At 47.1% G+C, this 25618-nt stretch carries 20 protein-coding genes; 9 read left to right on the forward strand and 11 right to left on the reverse strand.

What is annotated here, in order from left to right:
• Positions 1 to 9 precede the first annotated feature (9 nt).
• The 4 genes from GS501_RS09975 to GS501_RS07340 all read right to left on the reverse strand — a co-directional run bounded on the left by GS501_RS09975 (position 10) and on the right by GS501_RS07340 (position 4311).
• On the reverse strand, positions 10 to 1437 hold the full coding sequence (locus GS501_RS09975; RefSeq protein WP_160831220.1) for a HAMP domain-containing sensor histidine kinase: 1428 nt from the start codon (positions 1435 to 1437) through the stop codon (positions 10 to 12).
• Positions 1424 to 2140, reverse strand: a complete 717-nt coding sequence (locus tag GS501_RS07330; RefSeq protein ID WP_160831221.1) for a response regulator transcription factor — start codon at positions 2138 to 2140, stop codon at positions 1424 to 1426. The genes GS501_RS09975 and GS501_RS07330 overlap by 14 nt, the downstream gene beginning before the upstream one ends.
• A gap of 200 nt (positions 2141 to 2340) precedes the next feature.
• The gene (locus GS501_RS07335; protein ID WP_160831222.1) at positions 2341 to 3549 is read right to left on the reverse strand and encodes an aminoacetone oxidase family FAD-binding enzyme; all 1209 of its coding nucleotides are present in this window, start codon (positions 3547 to 3549) and stop codon (positions 2341 to 2343) included.
• Positions 3550 to 3642: 93 nt separating this feature from the next.
• Positions 3643 to 4311 (reverse strand): glutathione S-transferase family protein, encoded by a 669-nt coding sequence (locus tag GS501_RS07340; protein ID WP_160831223.1) that lies wholly within the window; start codon positions 4309 to 4311, stop codon positions 3643 to 3645.
• An 82-nt stretch (positions 4312 to 4393) separates the two neighbouring features.
• On the opposite strand from GS501_RS07340, the gene minC reads away from it, so the two are divergent.
• The 4 genes from minC to GS501_RS07360 all read left to right on the forward strand — a co-directional run bounded on the left by minC (position 4394) and on the right by GS501_RS07360 (position 9241).
• Entirely contained in the window at positions 4394 to 5167 is a 774-nt protein-coding gene (gene minC, locus GS501_RS07345) for a septum site-determining protein MinC (protein ID WP_160831224.1), read from the forward strand.
• A gap of 177 nt (positions 5168 to 5344) precedes the next feature.
• Entirely contained in the window at positions 5345 to 6160 is an 816-nt protein-coding gene (gene minD / locus GS501_RS07350; protein ID WP_160831225.1) for a septum site-determining protein MinD, read from the forward strand.
• Positions 6157 to 6468 (forward strand): cell division topological specificity factor MinE, encoded by a 312-nt coding sequence (gene minE / locus GS501_RS07355; protein WP_160831226.1) that lies wholly within the window; start codon positions 6157 to 6159, stop codon positions 6466 to 6468. The genes minD and minE overlap by 4 nt, the downstream gene beginning before the upstream one ends.
• A 301-nt stretch (positions 6469 to 6769) precedes the next feature.
• On the forward strand, positions 6770 to 9241 hold the full coding sequence (locus tag GS501_RS07360) for a TonB-dependent siderophore receptor (RefSeq protein WP_160831227.1): 2472 nt from the start codon (positions 6770 to 6772) through the stop codon (positions 9239 to 9241).
• A gap of 16 nt (positions 9242 to 9257) precedes the next feature.
• Here GS501_RS07360 and GS501_RS07365 read toward each other — a convergent pair whose 3' ends face one another.
• Positions 9258 to 9941 carry a Fe2+-dependent dioxygenase gene (locus GS501_RS07365; RefSeq protein ID WP_160831228.1) on the reverse strand — a complete coding sequence of 228 codons (684 nt, stop codon included), beginning with the start codon at positions 9939 to 9941 and terminating at the stop codon, positions 9258 to 9260.
• 37 nt (positions 9942 to 9978) lie between these two features.
• A complete protein-coding gene (locus GS501_RS07370; protein WP_160831229.1) occupies positions 9979 to 12360 on the reverse strand; it encodes a TonB-dependent siderophore receptor in 2382 nt (793 codons plus the stop codon).
• A 330-nt stretch (positions 12361 to 12690) separates the two neighbouring features.
• Here GS501_RS07370 and GS501_RS07375 point away from each other — a divergent pair, with 330 nt between their 5' ends.
• Positions 12691 to 14265: a hypothetical protein gene (locus tag GS501_RS07375; protein WP_237442465.1), complete on the forward strand. Its 1575-nt coding sequence runs from the start codon at positions 12691 to 12693 to the stop codon at positions 14263 to 14265.
• Positions 14266 to 14322: 57 nt separating this feature from the next.
• On the opposite strand, the gene GS501_RS07380 is transcribed toward GS501_RS07375, so the two are convergent.
• The 5 genes from GS501_RS07380 to GS501_RS07400 form a co-directional block, all read right to left on the reverse strand.
• Positions 14323 to 16722 carry a TonB-dependent siderophore receptor gene (locus tag GS501_RS07380; RefSeq protein WP_160831231.1) on the reverse strand — a complete coding sequence of 800 codons (2400 nt, stop codon included), beginning with the start codon at positions 16720 to 16722 and terminating at the stop codon, positions 14323 to 14325.
• A gap of 263 nt (positions 16723 to 16985) precedes the next feature.
• On the reverse strand, positions 16986 to 17984 hold the full coding sequence (holA, locus tag GS501_RS07385) for a DNA polymerase III subunit delta (RefSeq protein ID WP_160831232.1): 999 nt from the start codon (positions 17982 to 17984) through the stop codon (positions 16986 to 16988).
• A complete protein-coding gene (locus GS501_RS07390; protein ID WP_237442466.1) occupies positions 17981 to 18694 on the reverse strand; it encodes a hypothetical protein in 714 nt (237 codons plus the stop codon). The genes holA and GS501_RS07390 overlap by 4 nt, the downstream gene beginning before the upstream one ends.
• Positions 18694 to 21297, reverse strand: a complete 2604-nt coding sequence (gene leuS, locus GS501_RS07395) for a leucine--tRNA ligase (RefSeq protein ID WP_160831444.1) — start codon at positions 21295 to 21297, stop codon at positions 18694 to 18696. The genes GS501_RS07390 and leuS overlap by 1 nt, the downstream gene beginning before the upstream one ends.
• Positions 21298 to 21312: 15 nt before the next feature.
• The gene (locus GS501_RS07400) at positions 21313 to 21933 is read right to left on the reverse strand and encodes a DUF3576 domain-containing protein (RefSeq protein ID WP_370517964.1); all 621 of its coding nucleotides are present in this window, start codon (positions 21931 to 21933) and stop codon (positions 21313 to 21315) included.
• Positions 21934 to 22516: 583 nt separating this feature from the next.
• On the opposite strand from GS501_RS07400, the gene GS501_RS07405 reads away from it, so the two are divergent.
• The 4 genes from GS501_RS07405 to GS501_RS07420 all read left to right on the forward strand — a co-directional run bounded on the left by GS501_RS07405 (position 22517) and on the right by GS501_RS07420 (position 25611).
• Complete coding sequence (locus GS501_RS07405; protein ID WP_160831233.1) at positions 22517 to 22789, forward strand: hypothetical protein; 273 nt, start codon at positions 22517 to 22519, stop codon at positions 22787 to 22789.
• 191 nt (positions 22790 to 22980) lie between these two features.
• Positions 22981 to 23958: a radical SAM protein gene (locus tag GS501_RS07410; protein ID WP_160831234.1), complete on the forward strand. Its 978-nt coding sequence runs from the start codon at positions 22981 to 22983 to the stop codon at positions 23956 to 23958.
• A 184-nt stretch (positions 23959 to 24142) separates the two neighbouring features.
• Positions 24143 to 25120 (forward strand): AEC family transporter, encoded by a 978-nt coding sequence (locus GS501_RS07415; RefSeq protein ID WP_160831235.1) that lies wholly within the window; start codon positions 24143 to 24145, stop codon positions 25118 to 25120.
• Positions 25117 to 25611, forward strand: coding sequence for a low molecular weight protein-tyrosine-phosphatase (locus GS501_RS07420; protein ID WP_160831236.1), 495 nt, complete (start codon positions 25117 to 25119; stop codon positions 25609 to 25611). The genes GS501_RS07415 and GS501_RS07420 overlap by 4 nt, the downstream gene beginning before the upstream one ends.
• Positions 25612 to 25618 lie beyond the last annotated feature (7 nt).

A 25618-nucleotide genomic window follows, 5' to 3' on the forward strand; every position in this document is an offset into this window, starting at 1 on the left:
CCCTTCTCCTCAAAGGGTCATATTCTGGCCAGAAAAAACAGGGAAGATTACCCGGAAAGTTGTGCCTGACGATGAGGTCTCCGTAACATTCGACTCAATATCCAACACAGCATTATGTAACCGCACAATCGCCGCAACAAGACTAAGGCCAAGCCCACTTCCCGGTATATGCCGACTTTTATCAGCACGATAAAAACGGCCCAACACAGCGTCTCTATCCTCAGCCGCGATACCGATTCCCGTATCACTGACTTCAAGAAACACACGGTCATCATGACGCACCCCAACGGCAATGCGAATCCATCCCCCTTTCCGGGTGAACTTGATGGCATTGTCGAGAAGGTTTGCAAGAATCTCGCCTAATAAATCAACATCCCCAAAAATCGGGGTCGTGACCTCATCCCCTGTCACATCAACGGCAATCCCCCGATCCTCAGCAATAGGCTCATACAAATCAACCAAATCCGCCACCAGCGGCCCTAGTGCCATCGCCGAAAATCCAGCACGCCGTTGACCACTCTCAATTTCGCCTATCCGTAATATTGCCGTTATGATCGAAAAGCACTGTTCAAGGTCACGTCGGCACTGCCCAAGCATTTTATCCAGCTGCTCTCCCTGCTGCACTGGAAGGGAAGAGGATAGCCCTGCGGTTCTATCCAACCGCGCTTGAACGCGCGCTAAAGGGGTGCGCAAATCATGAGCAATGTCATTACCAACATCCCTCATTTCACCCATTAATTGCTCCAGACGATCAAGCATATGATTGACCGACACGGACAACTTTACCAAGCTGTCATTACCACGCCCAACCGGGAGACGTTCATGGACATCTCCTTTCATAATTCTCTCAATAGCTTGATGAATATTTTGCACTCTTGCCAATGCGCGTTGACTTAAGAAAATTCCTGCAATTAACGCAAAAACCACGACAGGTAAGACAGATAGCAGAGCAACGTGCCACGCAATAAAACGCATTTCATCAGCCAAATGCTGAGAACGTGCCAATACTAAAATACGGTCATTTTGCGATTTGGGCCCTAAGACTTCTACGGCCAGAAATCGCATTTCTACTTGCGATCCATCTGGCAGCTTCATTGGAAGCGACTGCATCTCCGAAGTGAGGCGTAACCCAGGCGGCCATTTCCGAATATCGCCCGCAATATGATTATGGTTGCGGTCAAACAACGCGGCACCATTCAAGATAACACGTAATTCATTCGTGCTTCTCTCCTGGAGCTTTACCTCAAGCGCCTTAGGCTCCTCCTGAACAAGCACAGCAGCTGATCGATGCAACAAACTACTTGCTCGCAACTGCTCGTAAGCGCTCATCTGCCCATAAAGCAACACGAGCTGCAGCCCCATGCCCAGTACAATAACCGCAACTAAAGCTAATGTTAGACGAAATGTCGCTGTACGAAATAAATCAATCCGGAACACGCAAACGGAACCCTACGCCGCGAATACTTTCAATCAAAGGCTCCTCTCCCGGAGCATCAACTTTGCGGCGTAATTTCCCTATATGTACATCAACAAGATTGGTCTGTGGAATAAAACGATAATTCCACACATCTTCCAAAAGCATCGTACGCGTTAGCACCATATTAGGACGCCGCATCATATATTCCAGCAAACGAAATTCTCGCGGCAACAACTCGATATCACGTCCATCACGCTGTGCATGCCGCTCAATCAAATCCATTTCCAGAGGGCCTACTCTTAAGGTCGAGCTCCGCCCATGCATAGGACGTCGTAACAATGCCTCTAAGCGCGCCGCCAACTCTTCCATCGCAAACGGCTTTGTTAAATAATCATCGCCACCGGCTTTTAAACCGCTCACACGATCACCGACGGCAGAGAGTGCAGAGAGCACCAATACAGGCACCGTATATTCTTCTTGGCGTAATGTCTCAAGGACACTCAGCCCATCCAACTCCGGCAGCATCCGGTCGACAACGAGAAGATCAAACTGGATCTTCCGAGCCATTTCAAGCCCTTCTGCCCCCGTTTCGGCACGATAAACCTCGTAACCACGCCCTTGAAGGTCTGCAATAATTTCTGCGGCAAGACTATCATCATCTTCAACCAGCAATAAACGCATCACATCAGCCTCTCTCTCACGCATTGCCCTACTCCCGGACATCTCACCTCCTGTGGTATTCTCTCTACCGGTCTTTTCCTATTTTACGAAACCAACCAGAATGACTTAAAAAATAGAGCCTCTTTATTATCTGATTTCCTAGCGCCTAATAAGATGATCACTAATAAAGCATTAATGCTCATACACGAAGTTACATATCTGTATAAAACGCACTATTAGGCAGCCAAACCCGTGTTACGACCTCATAAAACCCTAGACCGCTCAGCAGCAGCCAAACCCGCAGCCACACCACTGGACCATGCCCATTGGAAATTATACCCCCCAAGCCAACCGGTCATATCAACAGCCTCACCAATCGCGTATAGGCCTGGCACCGTCTGAACCTCCATACTGCGTGACGAAAGTTGTCGCGTATCAATCCCACCCTTCATCACTTCGGCTTTAGCATACCCCTCAGTGCCACTTGGAATAACCTCCCATTGTGCCAAACGTTCTGCTAGCGTTCTTACAGCCCGTCCAGGCTGCTCCGCCAAAGGTCGTTTATCCATCATTGACTGTGCCCAATGACGTGCCAATCGTGCGGGCAACGCCTCCATCAAGGCTGCCGCTTGCGCACGAGGGCGCCGCTGACACGCAGCTTGCATTTCAGCTAAAATATCATGCCCAGGTAAAAGGTTAATGCGTACCTTCTGACCTGCATCACGATAAGACGAAATTTGTAAAATAGCGGGCCCCGATAACCCACGATGGGTAAAGACCATCCCATCCGTAAACTTTACACCCTTTTTCCCCAATGATGTCGTTACGGGAAGCGATACTCCAGCCAGGTCAGGAAAAGGCTCGGCCAAGCATAATGGCACAAGAGCTGGGGCCGGCTGAATAATATTAAGTCCAAATTGTTTTGCTATACGTAACGATAAGTCACTCGCCCCTAATTTGGGCACGGCTAAACCACCACTGGCGAGAATAACAGTGTGCGCGCTCATTTCTCCATGTGAGGTTTTAATGGAAAAAACATGACCGTCATGAGTCACTTGTTGTACAGCATGACGCAAATACCATGTTACATCCCCTGCCCGACATTCGGCTTGAAGCATCGCAACAATCTGACTGGCTGGCCCGTCACAAAAAAGCTGCCCTGGAGATTTTTCATGCCATGCAATTTTATAATGCTCAACGAGCGCAAGAAAATCTTGAGCCCCATAACGTGCAAACGCAGACTGACAAAAGCGTGGATTTAAGGAGTGATACCGCTCCCAACTCGTCTCTAAATGAGTGAAGTTACACCGCCCTCCGCCAGAAATAAGGATTTTTTTCCCGGGTTCGTCCGCGTGATCCAATAGTGCGACACGTGCACCTTGTTTCCCTGCTACAGACGCCGCCATCATCCCAGCAGCCCCAGCCCCGATCACCAACACATCCCATGGCTGAAGGTGCTTTCTATGTACCATAGTGATTACTAACCCCGCACGAAAAACCCCTGCTCTCTATCGACAAGAGAACAGGGGCGTTCATATACCCAACAACTTACCGTCTCAAATATCTTAGAAGTCGAGATCTTTATAGTAAGGCGGGGGCACAATGCCACTCATTTTATCTTCTAACAGTGGACGAAAGCACGGGCGCGACTTAACCCTCGCATACCAATCACGCACAGACGGCGCATGACGCCAGTTAATATCACCCAAGAAATCCAATGTTGAAAGATGCGCCGCAGCAGCAAAATCTGCCGCAGATAACGAAGGCCCAGCGAGCCAGTTACGCGTCTCTGCAAGGTATCCAATATAGTCTAAATGAAAGCGTAAGTGCTTATAGCCATTACGCAATACATTCCCATCAGGATGCCCTTGACCAAAAAGCCGCTTCTCGACCTTCTCACCTAAAAGATTGACTGTCACTTCCTGCTGAAAAAGGCGATCAAACCAATCTAACAACCGGCGAACTTCAACACGTTCTCCAACCGTCCGTCCAAGCAACAACGTATCGGGATAAACATCCTCAAGATACTCGCAGATAACACGTGCTCCTGGCACGACAATTCCGCTATCTTCCACCAAAACAGGGACTTCACCTGCCGGATTAAGAGCATGGAAAGCATCATTTTGCTCCCATACTTTTTCAACGACTAATTCGCACGGCAAACGCTTCTCACCGAGCAAAAGACGTGCCAAGCGAGATTGCGGAGACAAAGGAAGATGATGCAGTATACGCATGGTCTTCTTCTAAAACACTCTGGGGGTCCAAAACAAGAGACTTCCGGTGACATACCTATAATAGAGTGGTAAACGGTGCCTCATGTCTGATTCCTCACCTTCTCTACAGCCACATAATGGTATCAGCTCTGATCAAGCGATAGACGCAAAGCCTGAGGCCATAACGATTCGTGCGCGCGGACGCTCTTTCCTCGCGCTTATCTTGTCACCAGAAGCTCCGCTTGAATCTTGGTTGCGGGGGCTAGATGCCCAGATGGTTCGTTCCGCTGGTTTCTTCAACCGGCAGCCCATCATTCTAGACTTAAGCCTTCTTCAACCAGACGCAGAAGGGCTAGCGCATTTCCAAGATGAGCTTAAAAAGCGAGGAATTCGTCTCATTGGTGTTGAAGGCGGTAATCGTGACTGGCCAGCTCTCCAAAACTGGGACTGGCCTGGAAAGCTCAGTGGTGGACGGCCAAGAGGCAATGTTTCTCTTCCAGAGGATTCTCCTGACTCAGTGCCTCCACAAGAGCACACTGCAGCACTCAAAGATCCCTTAGTCGTCAATGGCCCCGTGCGATCTGGTCAATCAGTGCAGAACCCAGATGGTGATGTTATTATCCTTGGGGCGGTATCCTCAGGCGCTGAGATCATCGCTGGGGGGTCGATCCACGTTTATGGACCGTTACGAGGCCGTGCAATCGCAGGCGTCGATGGGCGCCCTCAGTCGCGTATTTTTACAACACGTATGGAAGCCGAGCTTTTAGCGATTGACGGTTTCTATATGGTTTCAGATGAAATCTCTTCCGAATGGCACGGGTTACCTACCCAGACTATCCTGGAAGAAGAGAAACTTGTCGTTCATCCCTTTACGTGATGATCGATCGTCAATTGGGTCGTAAGAATAATTCTTTTAACCTTTATAAAGCTTTTGTCTGTTAAAAGAATTTTCTGTTAGAGATGCTTTGTTTATTGACTGTGTGTTGCTATTCCGAAACACTCTCCCAGATCGGGCACACGGTTACTTGGAAAAATGGAGAGGGTTGAATATTTCATGGCTCAGATAATTGTTGTCACCTCAGGAAAAGGGGGCGTTGGGAAGACGACTACAACCGCGGCATTAGGGGCAGCCCTAGCACGTAATGGGCAGAACGTGGCCGTCGTGGATTTTGATGTTGGACTACGTAACCTTGATCTTATTATGGGGGCTGAGCGACGCGTTGTCTTTGACCTCATTAATGTCGTGCAGGGTGATGCTAAACTGAATCAGGCGTTGATCCGTGATAAGCGATGCGAAACGCTCTCAATCCTTCCCGCCTCCCAAACGCGTGACAAAGATTCTCTGACGGCTGAAGGTGTCAGCCGTGTCATGAGCGAGCTGAGTGAAAAATTCGATTGGATCTTATGCGACAGCCCCGCAGGCATTGAGCGAGGGGCTCAGCTAGCAATGCACCATGCAGACCATGCGGTTATCGTCACTAACCCTGAAGTAAGCTCCGTTCGCGATTCAGATCGTATCGTTGGTATGCTTGACAGCCGCACGGCACGCGCTGCCCGCGGAGAACGAGTCGAGAAACATCTTCTTCTCACACGCTATGATCCTGCCCGAGCAGCACGCAACGAGATGCTGAGCGTGGACGATGTTATTGAGATCCTCTCCCTCCCTCTTCTCGGTGTCATACCGGAAAGTGAAGATGTTCTGAAAGCCTCCAACGTTGGTGCGCCCGTAACCTTGGCCGCGCCAGACAGTGCTCCAGCAAAAGCATATTTCGAGGCCGTGCGTCGCCTTGAGGGCGAGGACCTCAAAGTCTCGATCCCGACAGAGAAACGTGGTTTTCTTGACTTTCTTTTCAAGAAGAGGGGCTCATGAGTTTTCTAGATTCCTTCTTTGCGCGTAAACGCCCCTCCAGCAGTAGTGTCGCCCGCAATCGCCTGCAAATCCTCCTCGCTCACGAGCGAGGAGCGGAAGCTGAGGGTGATTCTACACTGTTGCGAACTCTCCATAGAGAGATACTCGAAGTCCTGGCACGACATGTTACGGTTGATCAGGATAATGTGAATATCAAACTCGACCGGGGAGAGCACTGCTCAACACTTGAAATTGATATCCAAGTTCCTGAGTCAGGGTTACGTGCACATGTTTCCACACAGGCTTCTCACGAGCCAGATCCCTCATAAGCATTCTTTCGCCCCAGCATCCCCATATCCTGCATAATCATCCCCTTGGTTATGCAGGGATTTTTATAGGTCCCCTCTGTCTCACCAGTGTATGCTGAGGGAAATGAGCAACAGTGTTCCAAAATCTCTACACTCTGAAGAACAAGCGGATTGCCACAATTCTTTCTTCTTGATAATTTACAATAGTGTAGAGTGATTTGAATTAATTACTGTTTCATGCGGTTCATAATTTATGAAACAGACAATTTTTATCTACCCTGCATCGTGAAATAATTCGAGTTCCTTCGCCGCAGGATATTCCATGACCGCTCGTCTGTCTTCACTCGTTTCTGCTGTTCTTACATCATCGCTTTTAGGTTCAGCGCTCGTTATCAATGCAGACGCGTCGGCTGCCTCCTCTGAGAAAAAACTTCCCAAGAAAAACTCTCTCCATCGTGCCGCATCACACCACACACTCCATGCTCTTCCATCAGGCGGGCATGAAGACCTCATTGTTACAGGAACACGCGAGTTCGGAAAAAAAGCACGGGATGCCATTGCACCTGTTGATGTCGTTTCCAGTAAACAACTCGCTCGCACGGGACAACCTACTTTACGCGATGCCTTACAGCTCTTACTCCCTTCTCTCACAGTTCCAACGGGTGGGTTCGATACAGGAGCTTTAACAGACTCAATCAGCCTTCGTGGTCTGAGCTCGAACGAAACTCTCGTTCTCGTCGATGGTCACCGCCGGCATACGACAGCCAATATTTACGCTGATACTGGTCCACAACAAGGAACCACCCCCACAGATATTGACATGATCCCCATGTCATCCATCGATCATATCGAAGTGCTCCGTGATGGCGCTTCCGCTCAATATGGTTCAGATGCCGTCGCAGGGGTTGTCAATATTATCCTTAAGAAACAAAGCCGTGGTCTCACCATGCGCTCTAATAGCGGCATTACAAGCGACGGAGATGGATATCAGCAAGGGCTTTTTCTAGACGGTGGGTTTAATCTTAACAATCGAGGCTTCATCCATATTGGTGGCGATTTCGTCCATCAAGATCATGCCTTCCGTTCAGCACCCGATAGCCGCACAGGAACAACCATTAATAAAATATTAAGCCAGCCTGAACAAACCCGTGAAAGCATCGCGATCAACGCCGGCTATGACATTACCAACACACTACAAGCCTATGCGACAGCCACTTACGCACATCGCCATGCAGAAGCTTTTCAAAACTATCGCCTGCCTTCTGCCTTAACAGCCTATCCTGGCTATGAAGCTCTGTATCCTGATGGCTACTCCCCACTTCAAACCAATGAAGAAAATGACTTTGAAGTAACCGCAGGCTTAAAGGGAAAACTTCTTGGATGGCACTGGGATTTATCAAGTGTTTATGGCCGCGACTTTGACAATATCGGCTTAAAACAAGACGCTAATACAGCCCTCTATAAGGCAACAGGGAAAACGCCCCAGAAATTCAATAATGTTCAGGGATATAATAATTCTCAATGGACATCGAGCTTCGATCTCTCTCGAAAAATTCATTTATCCATATGGCCGCATAGCATCAATCTTGCCGGAGGAGCCTCTTATCGTTACGAATCCTACTCTATTGCTACCGGATCCCCCGACAGTACCTATAACGGTGGGACAAGCCTGGCCCTTTCAGGAACCAACTCACAAAATGCCGGAAACTTCAATCGTGATGTCGTCGCTGGCTATGTTGATATAGCCACTCATCTGACGAAAAACTGGCAAGTCGATGCGGCTGGACGTTACGAACATTATACGGATGTAGGAAATACCCAAACAGGTAAAATTTCTACTCGCTACGATATTACAAAGCGTTTTGCCCTGCGGGGAACCTTTAGTAATGGGTTTCATGCCCCCACATTACCGCAAGAACATTACTCCGCTCTAACCATCTCTCCCACTGTTGCGCGCGGTTTGATCGCCGCTAATTCACCTGGGGCCCTAGCGCATGGCGCAACACGCCTTAAAGCTGAGCAAAGCACAAATATAGAAGGCGGAATTATTGCCGAACCAATTAAAAAACTCAACATAACGGTTGATGCTTACCAAATTGATCTCCGCGGCCGTATTCTCCCAGGTGGGAACCAATATGGCAGCACGGCGGCCTCCATCCTTACAGCCAATGGATTCCAACTTCCTGCCGGCATCTCAGGAAACAATCTTTCCACACAATGGTTTGCTAATGTGGCCAATACCCGCACACAAGGGCTCGATATTATAGCGCATTACCCCACGGATTTTGGCCGTTTCGGTCATGTAAATTGGGATGTCTCCATTAATCTCAACCGCACTCGTTTACGACACCAAGCAACACGAGACGATGGAAGCCCACTCCTTAACCCACCCAGTGTCGCCTACATCACAACGGCCTATCCCCGTAGTAAAATGATTTTTGGCGGGAATTGGTTCTCTCCAGATGGCAACTGGACGGTTTCTCTTCATGAGATTCGTTACGGACAAACAACATCTCAACTTACTTATTATAAAAACAACAACACATCGACCGCATCAACGACCAATTATCTGCAATTCCATAATAAACCGAAATGGACAACCAATCTGTCCGTTAGCTACGCTATCAATCGTCATTGGAACGCAACACTGGGCGGTAATAATATCTTTGCTGCCTACCCAAGCAAAACCCCAAAAGGGAATCGCTATCTTGGGGTTCCAAAATATTACATGAGCACATCACAACTCGGCATCAATGGTGGTTACTATTATGTAGATGTAACCGCACGCTTCTAAGGAAATAATGTAAGGCCTAAAGCTCTGCCCAACTGCGTTGCAAATTATGATACACGTTTGTAAGGCGGAGCACCTCTTGATCTTCCGGACCGAAACGACTCATTAAATTCATGATCGTTTGATCAAGATCGAAGAGTATGTCGCGATGCTCTTGGGAACGCACCATAGACTGCGCCCAAAAGAAAGCCGCCCACCGGCTACCACGCGTCACTGGTGTTACACTATGAAGAGCCCGTGTAGGATAGACAATCATATCCCCCGCTGGCAGACGCACGACCTTCTCTTCCGAAGGACCATAAAGAACGAGCTCGCCACCTTCATACTCGTCTAAATCGCTCATAAACAGCGTACTCGACACATCTGTGCGAATACGCTGCCCTGTCCCTGGAATGGGACGTAATGCGTTATCAACATGAGCTCCAAAGGACATCCCTTTATCATATCGATTAAATAAGGGAGGGACGACGCGCAAAGGCTGCACCGCACTGTTAAACAAAGGATTTGTACCGAGCTTCCGTAAAATAAAAGTTGATAATTCACGCCCTAAAGGACTATCCGGAGGGATTTGAAGATTATTTTTGACAGATGCTGACTGCCCCCCGGCCGTCTTTCGACCATCAACCCACTCCCCCTCCTGTAAACGAGACCGTAGGTACGTAAGCTCTTCTGGCGAAAGAACAGCAGGAATATGCAGCATCATAAAATTGTCCTTTTCCCTTTGTTCAACAAAGCACTCTTTAATAATCCATACTTAAGCGAGCCAAAAAGGTACGCCCTGGAGCGGGGGTCGCATACCCTGAAAAGAGACTGCTATAATTAAGGCGGTTCGCCAAATTGTACCCATTAAGCGACGCACTCCAATGGCGATTGAATCGATGAGAGAGCGTACTGTCAAACTCAACATTCGCTGGAGCACGAGCAGTATTGGCATTATCAAGCCACACACCCTGCCTCCATGTAATACCTCCGCCAACTGTTATATTCCACGGCGTATTGGGAAATGCTTCATAAGCTGACCATAGCGTCGCCTGATTATGCGGCACATATTGAATCCTCTTGCCAACATTTCCTGGGGTTGAAGACGAAGTTACTTTTGGATCGTACAACGCATATGTAGCCGTTATATTCCAACCAGGAAGTATCATCCCGCCGAGCGATAACTCTAACCCCTGATTCCTCTGCCTATCTCCTGTATTGAAGGTTGAATCAGCGACAGGGTCAGTCGTAAGGGCATTGCTTTTATCCAAACGGAACAATGAGATTGTTGCCCCTAAACGATCATGGAAAAAGCTCATCTTGCTCCCAATTTCATAGAGCTGAGCACGCTGGGGCTTATCCGAGGGCAATGTCCCCCCTTTGCCAGGGCGAACCGCTATCGCACCACTCGTCACATACATTCCTACAGGGGTCGTTGAACTTGCATAGGTGAAATAGAACATCTGCCACTTATTGGGCGTGATAATGAGGCTCGCTGTCGGATTAATAATATCTGACCGACTAGGAATACGTTGATCAGGGTTCGCAATCGTCTTCCCATTCGCAACAAAACTACTCGGCCCCCCCGTAACGCGATAAGCACTCTGCCAACGGTCCCAACGGAAACCACCTTTAATGGAGATCCATTTCGCAAACCATATCTGGTCATACAGGAAAATACCCGTATCAAAACCATACCCCGTGCTGTTGGGTTTCTTCCCTAACCCCGCGATATACGGCATAAATTTAGGATCATTCCCTGCAGGAATACGGTACACCCCTCCAGCATTGCTCGAATCAGGATTCAATAAATTCGCCTGGGGAACGGCCTTGTTATACACATATTGATGACGGGCATCATGGACATATTCCATGTCAAACCCCGTAACAAGCTGATGTTTTAGAAAACCCGTATGAAAATCAGCCTGCATAGAAGCAACATTTTGGACAGACCAGCTCCATTGCTTATAGGGCATTGGCACACTGCTGCCAGGCGTTGTACGCTCAATCTCCCCGGCCGCAAAATCTCCACTGTTGAGGGCGTTAATACATCCCTGCTTACATTGAACTTTAGACGCCGTAAAATCACGACTAAACTCACCAAAGCGCAGATCATTATGGAACGTTATATGTGAGTTATAATGATGCGTAAGACGCAATGTTTCCATTGTATCACTCGTCTTATTACGATCTTGATCCTTTCCATACCAGTTATGACGCGGCACGCTATATTCTGTGATGGGACGCCCCACGGTAGAACCGCGCGCTTGCACCACCGGAACCCCAAAATCGGGCACACTTTTATCAGATAAATGCATAATTTGGAAAACGACGGTGGTTTTCGTCCCCAAACCAAAGGCAATTGACGGGGCAATCCCCCAACGATGGTCAAAGACTCCTTTACGGCCTATCACATTGTTAGAATTGCCTACGCCATCAATACGAAACGCACTATGCTCCCCAAATTGACGATTTATCCCTAAAGTTCCTCGATAGTAATTCCCTGACCCACCACTAAAATCACCACTGATCGAATTCTTTAACATCGGCATTTTTGTAACGGCATTAATCGCGCCACCAGTCGTCCCATTACCAAAGACCTGAGAAGATGGGCCTTTAATGACGTGAATGGAATCGTAATTAAAATTATCGCGCGTATAGACGCCAAAATCGTGCAGACCATCCTCATAAATATCGTTTTGAGCCGGGAAACCCCGAATAAGAAACTGATCCCCATTCAGGCCACCCGCTCCTTCACCAACAGAAGCCGCAATACCCGGAACATTCTTCAAGGCTTCATCCAACGATTTTGCATTTTGCTGCTTCATTAATTCACGTGGAACAACGTCAATCGTCTGTGCCGTATGCATCACATCCTGAGGCATTCGCCCCATATCGTTGCTTGCATGCAAGACATTGAAAGGATGACCAATAACATGAAGCTTTTCAACATTTTTGCTCGTTACAGACAGTGATGAACCCTGCTGTGAAACAGGATTCCCCTGTTTATCCGCATGGCTCTCTTCTGCAGTAGAAGCTCGACTGTGCATCGTCGCGGCAGGCTCGGCCTGTGCTCCTGCAGCGCTGCCGAACGTTAAGATCGCAGACACAGGCTTCAAACAATGTCGAACAAAACGGCTCATTCCACGCTCCGCAACTACCAAAATGAAGGCAGAACGCTCTTAAATGAAAATGCTTCTTAACTTCAATAATCATAATTTATGAAATTAGTTTAAAAAAACGGCATGTTGCTAAAAAAACACACCCAACCAAAGGTCTTTTTTAATACATGCCACTTTCTTTCCTTTAAAAATAAAATTAATGATGAGAATTGGTTAATACTATAAATTACATGTAATTTATAAATTAAAATGAATATTACATTATTAATAATAACTAATTAATCATCCATCACTAATAAATGTATAGAGAAATAATAATAAAAAATCTTGTTAACTTAAAAAGGATTTTTTATGAAAAAATACCTCCTAGCATCATGCCTTCTCATGTTTCCGCTTTACCTGCATGCGGAAACTGCAGATCATCATGATGCCCCTCATGAAGAGCCCCATGCAGAAGCACCACCACCACCACCACCTCCTCCTCCTCCTCCTCCTCCTCCTGAAGAACATCACGAAGAGGCACCTCCACCAGAGGTGCATCATGAAGAACGTCATGAAGAAGCTCCTCCGCCAGAGGTGCATCATGAAGAACGTCATGAAGAAGCTCCTCCGCCAGAGGTGCATCATGAAGAGCGTCACAGAGAAGCTCCTTCAACAGAAGTCCATCATGAAGAGCAGCACAAAGAAGCCCCTTCAACAGAAGTCCATCATGAAGAGCAGCACAAAGAAGCCCCTTCAACAGAAGTCCATCATGAGGAACGTCACGCAGAAGCTCCTGCAACAAAAGTGCACCATGAGGAACGTCACCAAGAAGCCCCTTCAGCAAAAGTCCATCATGAAGAGCAGCACAGAGAAGCTCCTTCAACAAAAGCCCATCATGAGGAACATCACGCAGAAGCTCCTGCAACAGAAATGCACCATGAGGAACGTCACGAAGAAGCTCCTTCAACAAAGGTCCATCATGAAGAGCAGCACAGAGCACAGCATGTAGACACACCCCATGAACAATCACATGAGGAGCATCACACAGACGTAGATTCCCAAAAACTAAACGAAGAACATCATCCAGACGTAAATCATCAAAAGGAAATTCTAGAAAATAACGCTATAAATAATAATGTAGAATCTACACAATCAGCCTCAAATGTAGCACCGGTTATTATTGAATCTACTCAAGAAAACAACCAATTTCGTTATTATTGGGGGCAAGAATCAGGAAATATCACAGCAAATAACATTGACAAAATAGGGAACTTAAGTAGCTTTGGCGTCATAGAATCTGCCGATGGAACCACCGTAGGGCAAATCAACCCTAATGGCACCATAGATTCAAGAAGATACGGTACCGTAAGTTTTTCTTCTAACGGCGATATAGAAGCATACGGAAAGACCATAGGAAAGCTCGATAGTGATGGTGAGGTAACCTCCTCCGATGGCTCTCTTCTCGGAAGCGTTACCAGAGGAGATAAGATTGCTGCCTTTGTTCTATTGAACAATCAGCCTCCCCCACCAACCAACAATTCCTGGCCTCATGATAATTTTCCTGAGCGGCAAGACGGTTCTCCATCTCAATACTCAGCCCTATCCCAGGAACAGGACGTTATCTCTCATTGGAACCTAAGAGCAGGAAATATCACGAATAAAAAGAAAGTGGTTATAGGGCATATCGACCACAAAGGTGTCATAACAAACCCTCAACATCACATCATCTTTACAGGAAAGATCGATCGTCATGGATGTGTAACCAGCAATGGAAACGTAAATCTTGGGCACGTGGATGAAAATGGAACCGTGACGGACCAATATGGTCAATTTATAGGGAAAACATATCATAATGGACGTGTTGCCGATAGTAATGATGCTTTTGTGGGACACGTCCCCTCAGGCAACAGAATAGCGGCCCTTTGGTTGCTTATGAACCAATAAAATAACTCTAGCCTCCCTCACATTCATCGCAAGAATGTAAGGGAGGCCCATCTATCTTTAATAATTCATCGAAATGCGCCCTAAGAAACTTCTTCCTGGCGCGGGCGTTACGTAATTTGGGAAAAGACTATTGTAGTTCAATCGGTTGGATAGATTGTAACCATTCAGTGTGAGAGTCCAATGCCGGTTAATCCGATGGGCAAACATCATATCAAATTCAACATTGGCTGGCACACGCTCGGTATTCGCTGTATCAAGCCATACGCCTTGCCGCCATGTCAGGCCACCACCAATAGTAAAGTTCCATGGCCGTCCTGGAAATGCTTCATAGGCTGTCCATACCGTAGCTTGATTATGCGGCACATATTGAATCATCTTCCCAATATTAGACGCTGTTGTTGATCCTGTCGTTTTCGGATCATAGAGAGCATAAGTCGCTGTGATATTCCAACCAGGAAGAATCATTCCACCGAGAGAAAGCTCCAACCCTTGGTTTCTTTGTTGGTCCCCCGTACTAATGACCTGACTTGATAGGGGATCTGTTGTCAGAGCATTACTTTTCTCTAAACGAAACAGAGAGATTGTGGCTCCGAGCCGATCATGAAGTAGGCTCATCTTACTTCCTACTTCATATAAACGCGCTCTTTCAGGGCGTGTATTGTAAGCACCACCACTGGATGGACGGATAGGAATAGAACCGTTAGTAACATACATGCCCGTCGGGGTCGTAGAACTCGAATACGTGAAATAGAATGTCTGCCAACGATTAGGCGTAATGATTAAACTAGCGGATGGATTAATCACATCCGTTGTATTGGGGATATGTAAATCTGGATTAGGCTCATTTTTCATAGACTTCGTTTTTATATCTGGAAGGGTCGCCGTTCCTCCCGTCGCATTGTAAGCTGTTTGCCAGCGATCCCACCGGAAGCCGCCTTTAATAGAAAGCCATTTTGTAAACCAAATTTGGTCATACAAAAATATTCCTGTATCAAAACCATATCCTGAACTATTAGGTTTCCGTCCTACCCCACTAAAATAGGTCAAATTATTCGGAGCTTCCGTCGCCCTTACACGACCAACATCACCAATATTAGGGTCCGGGTTTAATAAATTTGCTGCGGAAACGGGCTTAGTAAACGTATATTGATGGCGATGATCGTGAACATATTCCATATCCGCACCAACAATCAGCTGATGCGTCAAAAATCCTGTTTTAAAATCAGCTTGCAGCGATATAACATCCTGGACCGACCAGCTCCATTGTTTATACGGAATTGGCCCTCCCCCAATATTGCGGTGCACTCCCTGACCATTGGTTGTTCTTGCCACCATGACAGAGCCAGGGTCTGTTAGCACGTTGTCATTGCAATTCGCATCACACACAGCTTTAGAGGCTTCAAAACTACGACTAAACTCACCAAAACGTAGATCATTATGCAATTTTAAATGCGAGTTAAAACGATGCATTAGGCGCATCGTCTCCATTGTATCACTCGTCCGGTCATGATCTTGATCTTTTCCGTACCAATTAGAACGAGGAATTCCAAAGGCTGAAACTGGACGCCCCACAGCAGAACCAGGCGGACGCGCAACGGGAAGACCATAATCCGGAACAGCATCATTAGAGAGATGCATCAATTGGAAGACAACCGTCGTATCCGTTCCTAAACCCAAAGAAATTGAAGGCGCCAACCCCCAACGATGGGAATAAATATCGTGACGCCCGACCACATTGTTAGAATTTCCCATCCCCTCAATACGAAAGGCCGTATGATCATCAATACGATGATTCACATCAATTGTGCCGCGATAATATTGCCCAGATCCACCACTAAAATCAGCATTAATGTGATTAATAAGCGTTGGAACTTTGGTGATTGCATTAATAGCCCCACCTGTTGTCCCATTCCCAAAAACTTCTGATGACGGTCCCTTGATGACATTTACTGAATCATAGTCAAAACTGTCTCGGGTATAGACACCAAAATCTCTCAAGCCGTCTTCATAAATATCATTTTGTGCAGGAAACCCGCGGATCAAAAACTGATCCCCATTCATCCCACCAGCGCCTTCTCCAACAGAAGCCGTGATCCCTGGAACACTTCTCAGTGCTTCATCAAGCGATTTTGCATTTTGTTGTTCAATCAATTCATGTGGGACGACATCAATGGTTTGCGGCGTATGCATAACATCTTGCGGCATACGGCCCATATCATTGCTTGCGTGCAATGTATTAAATGGGTGACCAATAACACGAATTTTTTCAACGTTCTTGGTCGTTACTGAAGGAGATTGTGGAGACTTATTTGTTTCACTATGAGAACTATTTTTTGATTGAGGGTTAATGATCGCAGCCTGCTGCGATGCCACCGTGTCCGCATATGCCCCCGTCACTCCCCCTAATGTAAAAACAGCCGATACAGGCTTAAGGCAACAACGAACGAAACGACTCATAAAAACCCGCAATCAGTTTAGGACTTTTTCATTGCGGTTGTTCTAAATGATAATCATTATCATAAACAACAATTACCACCTTATTAACTTAAGTTATTATAGATTAAATCTATATGTCTCTGTGGAGGGGAAATTTATACGTGATCATTTTGGCCTGAAAATAGGCCCTTCCAGGAAAGAAATCTTTCCTCGATATGAGGAGGACACCCCCGCTTCATTATTCAAATGAATATTATAAAATTTAATTTACCACACAAACAATATTACATTTTGGGCTGGCAGAGCCGCACAAGATGCCTACGACACAATAAAAGGTCAGAAGTGCCAGTTTGCTTACACTGCCATTCAAGCTCTTGCGTTGCTGAAGCTGCTTTTATCAAATCGTCACGTGACCAACGATCTAACGCTCGTTGAAAACTCTCTTTACGACGGAAAAAAACGGGAGGCCGTAGCCCGGCCATTGCTTCAGAACGCGATTTCCCTCCAGCAACAGCAAGCGATACTTGCCACAAACGCTCAAGAACATTTAGTACAACACGAGCAAATGCAATAGGATTAGCCCCATCAGCAAGCGCTCTCTCCAAAGCTTGATCGGCAGCCAATCGATCCCCTGACAATGCCCTATACACAGCCTCTTCTAATGAGCCCCCAGCCGTATCACCCACACAATGGCGGACATCTTCCAGCGTTAAATGAGCTCCTTTTCCGCCATAAAGACGCAATTTTTCTAATTCACTGCGCACAAGAAGACGGTTACTTCCCAAATGCCCCAGCAACCAAGCCATAGCCTCCCGGTCGATTTGAATATTATCTTCTGCCAGAATTCCTGCTATCGTACGCGATAGAGCAGCTCCCTCTTCAGGGTAACATCCTATGGCAGCGAAACGTGGATGTTTTTCTGCAAGAACACGTAATTTCGAGCGAGCACTTAAGCCGCCACCCTCCAAAACAAGAAGTGTATCATTTTCCTGCTGAAGCACCCGATTTAACAATGGAGCAAGACGATCCTGGGCATCTTGCACCCACACCACACGCCGCCCGCCGATGAGAGAAAGAGCAGTTGCTTCCTCCTCTAATCGGTCTTGCTCCTCCCCTTCCAAGCGCGCCACACGAAAAGGATCTTCTAAATCCTCAACGATCTGCTTCACAGCTGTAACAGCACGCTCTCTTATTAGCCCAGCATCCTCTCCATAAAGAAGAATACCTCTCCACGAACCAACATCAGTCATGACACGCTTAATAGTGCGCGCATCAATTTTCACTGACTATCATCCTCGCCTGTATTGGTGGTCGAACTTCCTAAATTCTGGCGCCCGGTTGCCGCTGCAGGGAAGCCATCAGACCCTAGACGATAAAACGGTGTGCCTCTGTTGGTCGGAATAGAATCAACATCGGGGACCTGATCCGGTTTGACACGATGGTCTTCACCCAAGGAGACATTACTACGAAACCATATAGCAACTTGCTGGCTAATCGAATGCGCAAGAGTCTGAGCAACACGCTGTTGAACACTTTCGTTATTCAAGCTTTGTGCAAAATACTGCTCAATTGTTGGATTAAACCCATCAAGCGTCTGTGCATGACCTTGTGCAAGCAAGCGTGGCACTGCCTCAACCGTGTATAAGTGCCAATTTGCATTCCCTACAACACGCGTACGACCCGACGTATTATCTCGGTGAATATCAATCGCCTCAATTGAGGTACTACCATTCACACGAAGAATATAGCCATCAGGATGCTCTGGATCAGCCCCAGCCATGTCCTGCTGTAAAGCAAGACGCATTTCCTGACCAAAACGCGTTGGAATGTTCGCCACGAAAACACGCTGCATTTCACGGGAAACATTCACATTTTGTGCGTTCTGTGTCCCGTAAAGAGGCTGGAAACCACAACCTCCCACGCTAGAAACCACAGCCAACCCAAGCAGAAAGCGCATCATGGGAGCATGACGGGTGACTCGACCCCACATCATCAACCTGCCACCACAAGATTAACGATCCGATTAGGAACGTGAATTTCCTTCACAATACGCTTCCCTTCAATCGCTTTAATGACATTCGGATCAGCCTTTGCTTGCTGAAGCACTGCCTCTTTTGGAGCATCTGGTGGGCATGTAATCGTACCGCGCAGCTTACCATTAACTTGCACCGCAATTGTTACTTTTTGAACAACCAGCAAAGCATCATCCGCCTCTGGCCAAGACCGTTCAACAACAAGTTTACCGCCTGGCTCCAAAAGCGCCATAAGCTCTTCTGCCAAATGCGGAACCATCGGACTAATCAACAATGTCAAAACAGTCGCCGCCTCACGCCGCGCAGCAGACAGCCCCTCACCGCTTCCCTTCTCAGCCTCACCCAAAGCAGAAGAAAGCTGGTGCAAACGCGCGACGGCAACATTAGGGGTAAAACCTTCCAATGCTTCTGTCACCGCAACAATCGTTCGATGCGTAATACGACGCAAATCATCACCGGCATCCCCATGCTCTGAGCCTATCGGGTCACGCTGAGCAACTTCCTGCACCTGGCGATAAAGCTTCTGCATAAACCGACCTGCAGCAGCAACACCAGAGGCCGTCCATTCCATGTCACGTTCTGGAGGGCTGTCCGAAAGAACAAACCAGCGTGCCGTATCCGCACCATAACGCTCAATAATCTCGACTGGCGAAACCGTATTACGCTTGGACTTGGACATTTTTTCTGAACGTCCAACCTTCACAGGCTGCCCATTATCTTTGCGAACAACCGCGTCACCTCGTTGCTCAACTTCTTCTGGATACAGCCACTGATCGCCATCACGATAACTCGCATGGGTCACCATACCTTGTGTGAAGAGACCACTAAATGGCTCTGTCAAATCAAGGTGCCCTGTCTTTTGCATCGCACGTGTAAAGAAGCGCGCATAAAGAAGATGCAAAATGGCATGCTCAACACCACCAATATATTGGTCAACGGGCAACCAGCCATCAACAGCCTCGCGTACTGTCGGCGTACTCGCTTTCGGACTGGTAAAACGAGCGAAATACCATGAGCTATCGACAAAGGTATCGAATGTATCCGTCTCACGTTGTGCAGGCTTACCACAATGTGGGCACTCAACATGTTTCCAGGTTGGATGATGATCCAAAGGATTGCCAGGACGGTCGAACGTCACATCCTCCGGCAAAACGACAGGAAGTTGCTCTTGCGGAACCGGCATAGCCCCACAACTATCACAATAGATAATGGGGATAGGACAGCCCCAATAACGCTGACGCGAAATGCCCCAATCACGCAACCGCCAATTGGTTACGCCATGCCCGACCCCTAACTCTTCCAGCTTTGCAATAGCAGAGGGAATAGCCTCCTTTGTGCTTTCCCCGTTTAAAAAACCAGAATGGTAAAGAGTAGCATCCCCCGTAACGGCCTTGTCTTCAACGGCAAAAGACGCCTCATCTTCTCCTGACGGAAGCAACACAGACGGCACATCTAAATGATATTTACGTGCAAAATCCAAATCACGCTGGTCACCACAAGGGCATCCGAAAACAGCACCGGTTCCATATTCTGTTAAAACAAAATTGGCGATCCAAACAGGAGCCGTTTTCTCTGGATCAAAAGGATTAGCAACACGCAGGCCTGTATCAAACCCACGCTTTTCAGTTGTATTAATCGCTTCTTCAGAGGTCCCAATACGACGGCACTCCTCAATAAACGCCGCTGCCTCAGCATTATCTTCCGCCACTTTCTGGGCTAAGGGATGGTCCGCGGCGATACCAACAAAACTAAGCCCAAATAATGTATCAGGCCGTGTGGTAAATACCTCCAAACCATCTTGCTCGCTCGAAAAACCCTTTGGTGGATTATGCAAAGCGAAACGAACACGCGCCCCCTCAGAACGGCCAATCCAACGCTCTTGCATAGTGCGCACGCGTTCAGGCCAACGATCGAGCGTTTTCAACCCTTCTAACAAGGGTTCGGCAAAATCCGTGATTTTTAGAAACCACTGAGATAGTGTTTTCTTCTCAATAAGCGCACCAGAACGCCAACCACGCCCATCAACAACCTGCTCATTCGCAAGAACAGTCTGATCAACAGGATCCCAATTCACAGCTGCATCACGGCGTTCGACCAAGCCGCTTTGCAACATATCAAGAAATAGTTTTTGCTGTTGCCCATAATAATCAGGCAAGCATGTCGCAATTTCCCGCTTCCAATCTAACGAAAAGCCAAGACGCTGCAATGTTTCACGCATTGTCGCGATGTTCTGTAACGTCCACGTCCCGGGGTGAACACCACGCTCACGCGCCGCATTTTCAGCGGGCAAGCCAAAGGCATCCCACCCCATCGGATGCATGACAGCATAACCACGCGCACGCTTATACCGCGCAACAACGTCACCCAACGTGTAATTACGTACATGACCAACATGGAGCTGCCCCGATGGATAGGGGAACATCTCCAAAACATAATATTTGGGACGATCGGCCGGAGGGACATCCGGGACATCAAAACATCCTTTTTCTGCCCAACGCCCCTGCCAAAAAGGCTCCTGAGCATGAAAATCAAATATCGCGGTCGAAACGTCGTTTGCTGCCATGTCACTCATTAAGAATTACTTCCCACCACCATTTTCTGCTCGTAACTGACGCGCACGCTCTAAGATACGCGCCGTAATATCTGACGTTGTACTCGGCGCTACAGGAACATCTTGCCACTCGCCACCATTTAAACGGTTTTGACGAAAAATGGTCACGCGCAACGCATCAGAACGTAGACGACGGTCAAGCACGTAAGCAGCAATTTTAAAACGTTCATCTGTCGAACCAGGAGGTTGATACCAATCTGTCAGAATCACCCCGCCCTGCGCATCGGCTGACGCCATCGGCATGAAGGAAAGCGTATCAATTGCCCCACGCCAGAGATACGCATTCACCCCGCCGCGAAGCTGATCACTTCCTCCTTGCGCTCCACGATCAACACCGAGGAGATGGTTTCGTGGCTTAGATAATCCTGAAGGATCACGCGGGCCTCCACCGCAGGCGGTTAATCCCCCCATGGCGAACACGGCCAGAAGAGAGAGAGCAGCAGAGCGCTGACCACAAAAAGAACCAAACGAAGAAAAAAACGAACGAGAACGTGATAGGTGCGACTGTCGGGACATGGGCATCCTGCTTGGCCGTGCCAAGGCCGGGTCACGAGCGAAATTTTCGGCCTGGCAGGAACCGAAAACCATACAATATGATCCCCTTCATATCGCGCCCCTTCCACGAGGCCAAGTCACGAGTTGAATATCTCTCCTTGCAGAGAGCGATAAAGGAGGATAATCAACCCGGGTGGTCCGCGTAGCTCAGCAGGATAGAGCACAGGATTCCTAGTTTTAATTGGGCGCCAGGATTTGGAAACTGCCTGGTGGATTCGCTCAAAGTCGGGGAACGCTCTGGTTCTACACGAACCGTGCCAATCCCGAGCCAAGCCTATTCGTGAGAGGTCGCTCTTGCGATAGGAAGGTGTAGAGACTGTACGGGCGACACCTTGAGAGACATCTCGTGGTGAAGAGACAGTCCAGACCACAAACACTCTCGATATCGCGAGAGTGGCGGCGAAAGCCGACGTGGGATGAATCCTGGGGCCGAGGGTTCGAATCCCCCCGCGGACACCACACCCTCCACCGTATTGACAGATTACATCATGCATTGTTCCCGAAGAGGTTTCCCGTTTTCATAATAAAATTTAATTTATTTCCTACGAGCAACAGGTTGTGTTAATTTTAGTTTTGTATTCGAAACAAATCGAATACAAAACTAACGGTGGTAACGATGTTGAAAAAAACACAGAAACTTTTTGGTTTATTAGCAGCGCTTCCTATTGCAACTGTGGGAAGCAGTGCCGCTTTAATTAGCAGTGCTCACGCAAACACTACCAGCGCCGTTAACGTAGCTGAAGGCCACCTTTCGGTCGATCATTTGGGACGTCCTCATCTAAATGGTCAACTTATGAAGTTCATTGTAAAGGATTCAGCTACTGATGATTCAGACGACCCATTCGAAGTTCTAGATGTCAATGGTATATGCTCAACCAAACAATTCTAGTATATAATATTTATTCTTCTGCTCATTCAGGTAATATTTTCAAGTAAATACTAGATGTTGATAGCACATACTATCAACATCTAGTGTAAACCTAACTTCAGTCACTTGATTAGGAAATAATCTCATCAAGTCACCTCCAGGGAGCGGCACTGGATCTCCCCCTCAATCTACTGGCACAAAGGACATGTGCAATGCATAATAGACTCTCCTTGGCGCTTGATCCGACTTATCTCAAACTAATCCTATTTCCGACAGAGAAATGTAACTTCCGCTGCCTTTATTGCTATGAAGATTTTGAAAAAGGAAGAATGGAAAGAAAGATTATTGAAGGAATTAAGAATCTTATAACACTCAGAGCCCCAGAACTAACAAAACTAAACATTGATTGGTTCGGCGGGGAACCCCTTCTGGCGAAGGATATCGTAATAGAAATTCTTTCTCACGCAAAAGATTTAAGAGAAGAGTATGGTTTCTCTCTGCTTTCATCTATTACAACCAATGGATATACCCTCGATCCGACCACAATATTAAACATCGGCAAAATCTGTCCCACCGAGTATCAAATTTCATTCGATGGCTACCGAGATTACCATAACTCAAAACGATTCATTAACCACAAAGATGGAAGTTTTGACAGTATATGGAAAAACATATGCTCATTTAATGAATTAAGAAAATCTGGGAAGCTCAAAAGTGGAAGGATAACCCTTAGACTCCACGTCCATACAGATAATCAGTCTTCTCTACTAGAACTTATTAACCAAATTAATCTAAATCTAGATCCGCAATTTTTTCATGTTTTCCTTAAAAATATCGCTCATCTAGGAAGTAAAAATGATGATAAATTCTCCATTTTAGACGATACATCCTCCATACATCGTCATAAAGAATTAAATGAACAACTTTCCAAATTCCGTCTTGTTTCACTTAATAAGAGTTCTCCGTATATTTGCTACGCATCAATGCCAAACAGCTTCGCAATCCGTCCTGATGGCAGTTTAGCAAAATGTACAGTCGCCCTTAAGAGTCCCAAAAATCATCTAGGCTACCTAACGCCAGAAGGAACCTTTGATTTCAATAAAGAGACATTTACCCCATGGATTAAATCTTTCCAAACCTTGGATCCAGCAGTTCTAGCATGCCCCTTACATTACATTGAGAAAAATTAACTACAATCTAAAATCCTTCTTCCTATAATTTTCTTTAGCGTTTCTCTAACAATATATAGACGGATCCACTATAGTAGGTCTGTCTATATATTACAATTTTATTATGTATTAATGTATTTTCATTACGAGAAAAAGACAATACTATTTTCCCTTACTCTCTCATAATTCTTGGCAATGCTATTATATGACCTCCACACTCCTACTAACTATTATACAAGCAATTTTCCCCATCCTTGTTACGCTAGGGATTGGCTATATCGCTGCATGGCGTAAGGATTTTAACACATCGCAAGCCAATACCCTGATCCGAATGGTCATGCTCTACGCGTTACCACTCGCCCTCTTCGCGTCCATTCTTGGTACACCACGCGATAAAGTCCTCACTGCCGGGCCTCTCGCCTTATTGATCTTGTTCGCCATGGCAGGATTATATGTTCTTTTCTTTGTCATTCTCCGTTGGGGAATAAAACGCCGCCAAGCTGAAGCAGCCCTTATCGCGTTAACCGTTACAGGCCCCTCTGTCCCTTTTATCGGTATTCCTGTTCTCGGTCAGCTCTTTGGTGCATCCAGTGCTGTTCCCGTCTCTATTGCTGCTTTGATTATGAACCTCTTCCAACTTCCCTTAACCATTATGCTTATGAGCCATGATCAGCGCCGCTCAACCTCAAAAGACGAACACCCTCTAACTTTTAAGAAAAATATTATCGATCTTGGCAATCATCTTCTCCATGCGTGCCATGAACCTATCGTTTGGGCTCCTCTCCTCGCTCTCTTCTTAGTCATTCTTGGGATGAAAATTCCTCCATCATTCAAAAGCTCTTTTCTCCTCTTAGGGCACGCCACTGGTGGCACGGCCCTTTTCGCCTCAGGCGTTGTACTTTTTGCCCGTCAGGTCCGTTTTAGTGCCCTCGTTGGCAGCATGATTACCATCCGCAATATCCTCATCCCTTTAGGAGTTTACGGAATAGCACGCTTCATCCATCTTCCTTCCATCCCAATGCAGGAAGGCGTATTAACTATGGCTATTCCAAGCGCTGCTATTAATGTGATTCTCGCCATGCGTTATCATGTTTTGGAGCGTGAAATCGCTTCCGTTCTCTTCTTCGGCACCTTAAGCGCAATCATCACCATGGCATCTTTCATTTGGCTCGTTCACTCATGACACATTCCCCTCAACTCCCCTCTTTCCTCTTTGTATGCACGGGCAATATTTGCCGTTCTCCTCTGGCTGATCTTGCAATGCGCCGCGAAGCCGAAAAACGCGGTCTCGCTTTAGATATCGACTCTGCTGGAACTGGCGATTGGCATATTGGTGACCTTCCGGATCCACGTGCACGAGAAACAGCACGCCGTCACGGTCTCAATGCCTCTATCCTCCGTGCCCGCCAGGTCACTAAAAATGATTTCGACCGTTTTACCCATATTATCGCACTAGATCGCTCGCACCTTAAGGCTCTCAAACGATTAAAACCGGCACATTCCCAAGCTGAAATCTTCCTGCTACTGGATGAAGTAGAAGGTCGACGCGGAGAGGATGTGGTTGATCCCTATTTCGGTAGCGCTGAAGGCTTTGAAACGACTTGGCATGACGTCGAAGCAGGATGCCGCGCTCTCGCCCATCGCCTTCTAGACCCACTTACTCCCTCAAAATGAGGAGCCA

The organism is Saccharibacter sp. 17.LH.SD, assembly GCF_009834805.1.
Classification (GTDB): Bacteria; Pseudomonadota; Alphaproteobacteria; order Acetobacterales; family Acetobacteraceae; genus Saccharibacter.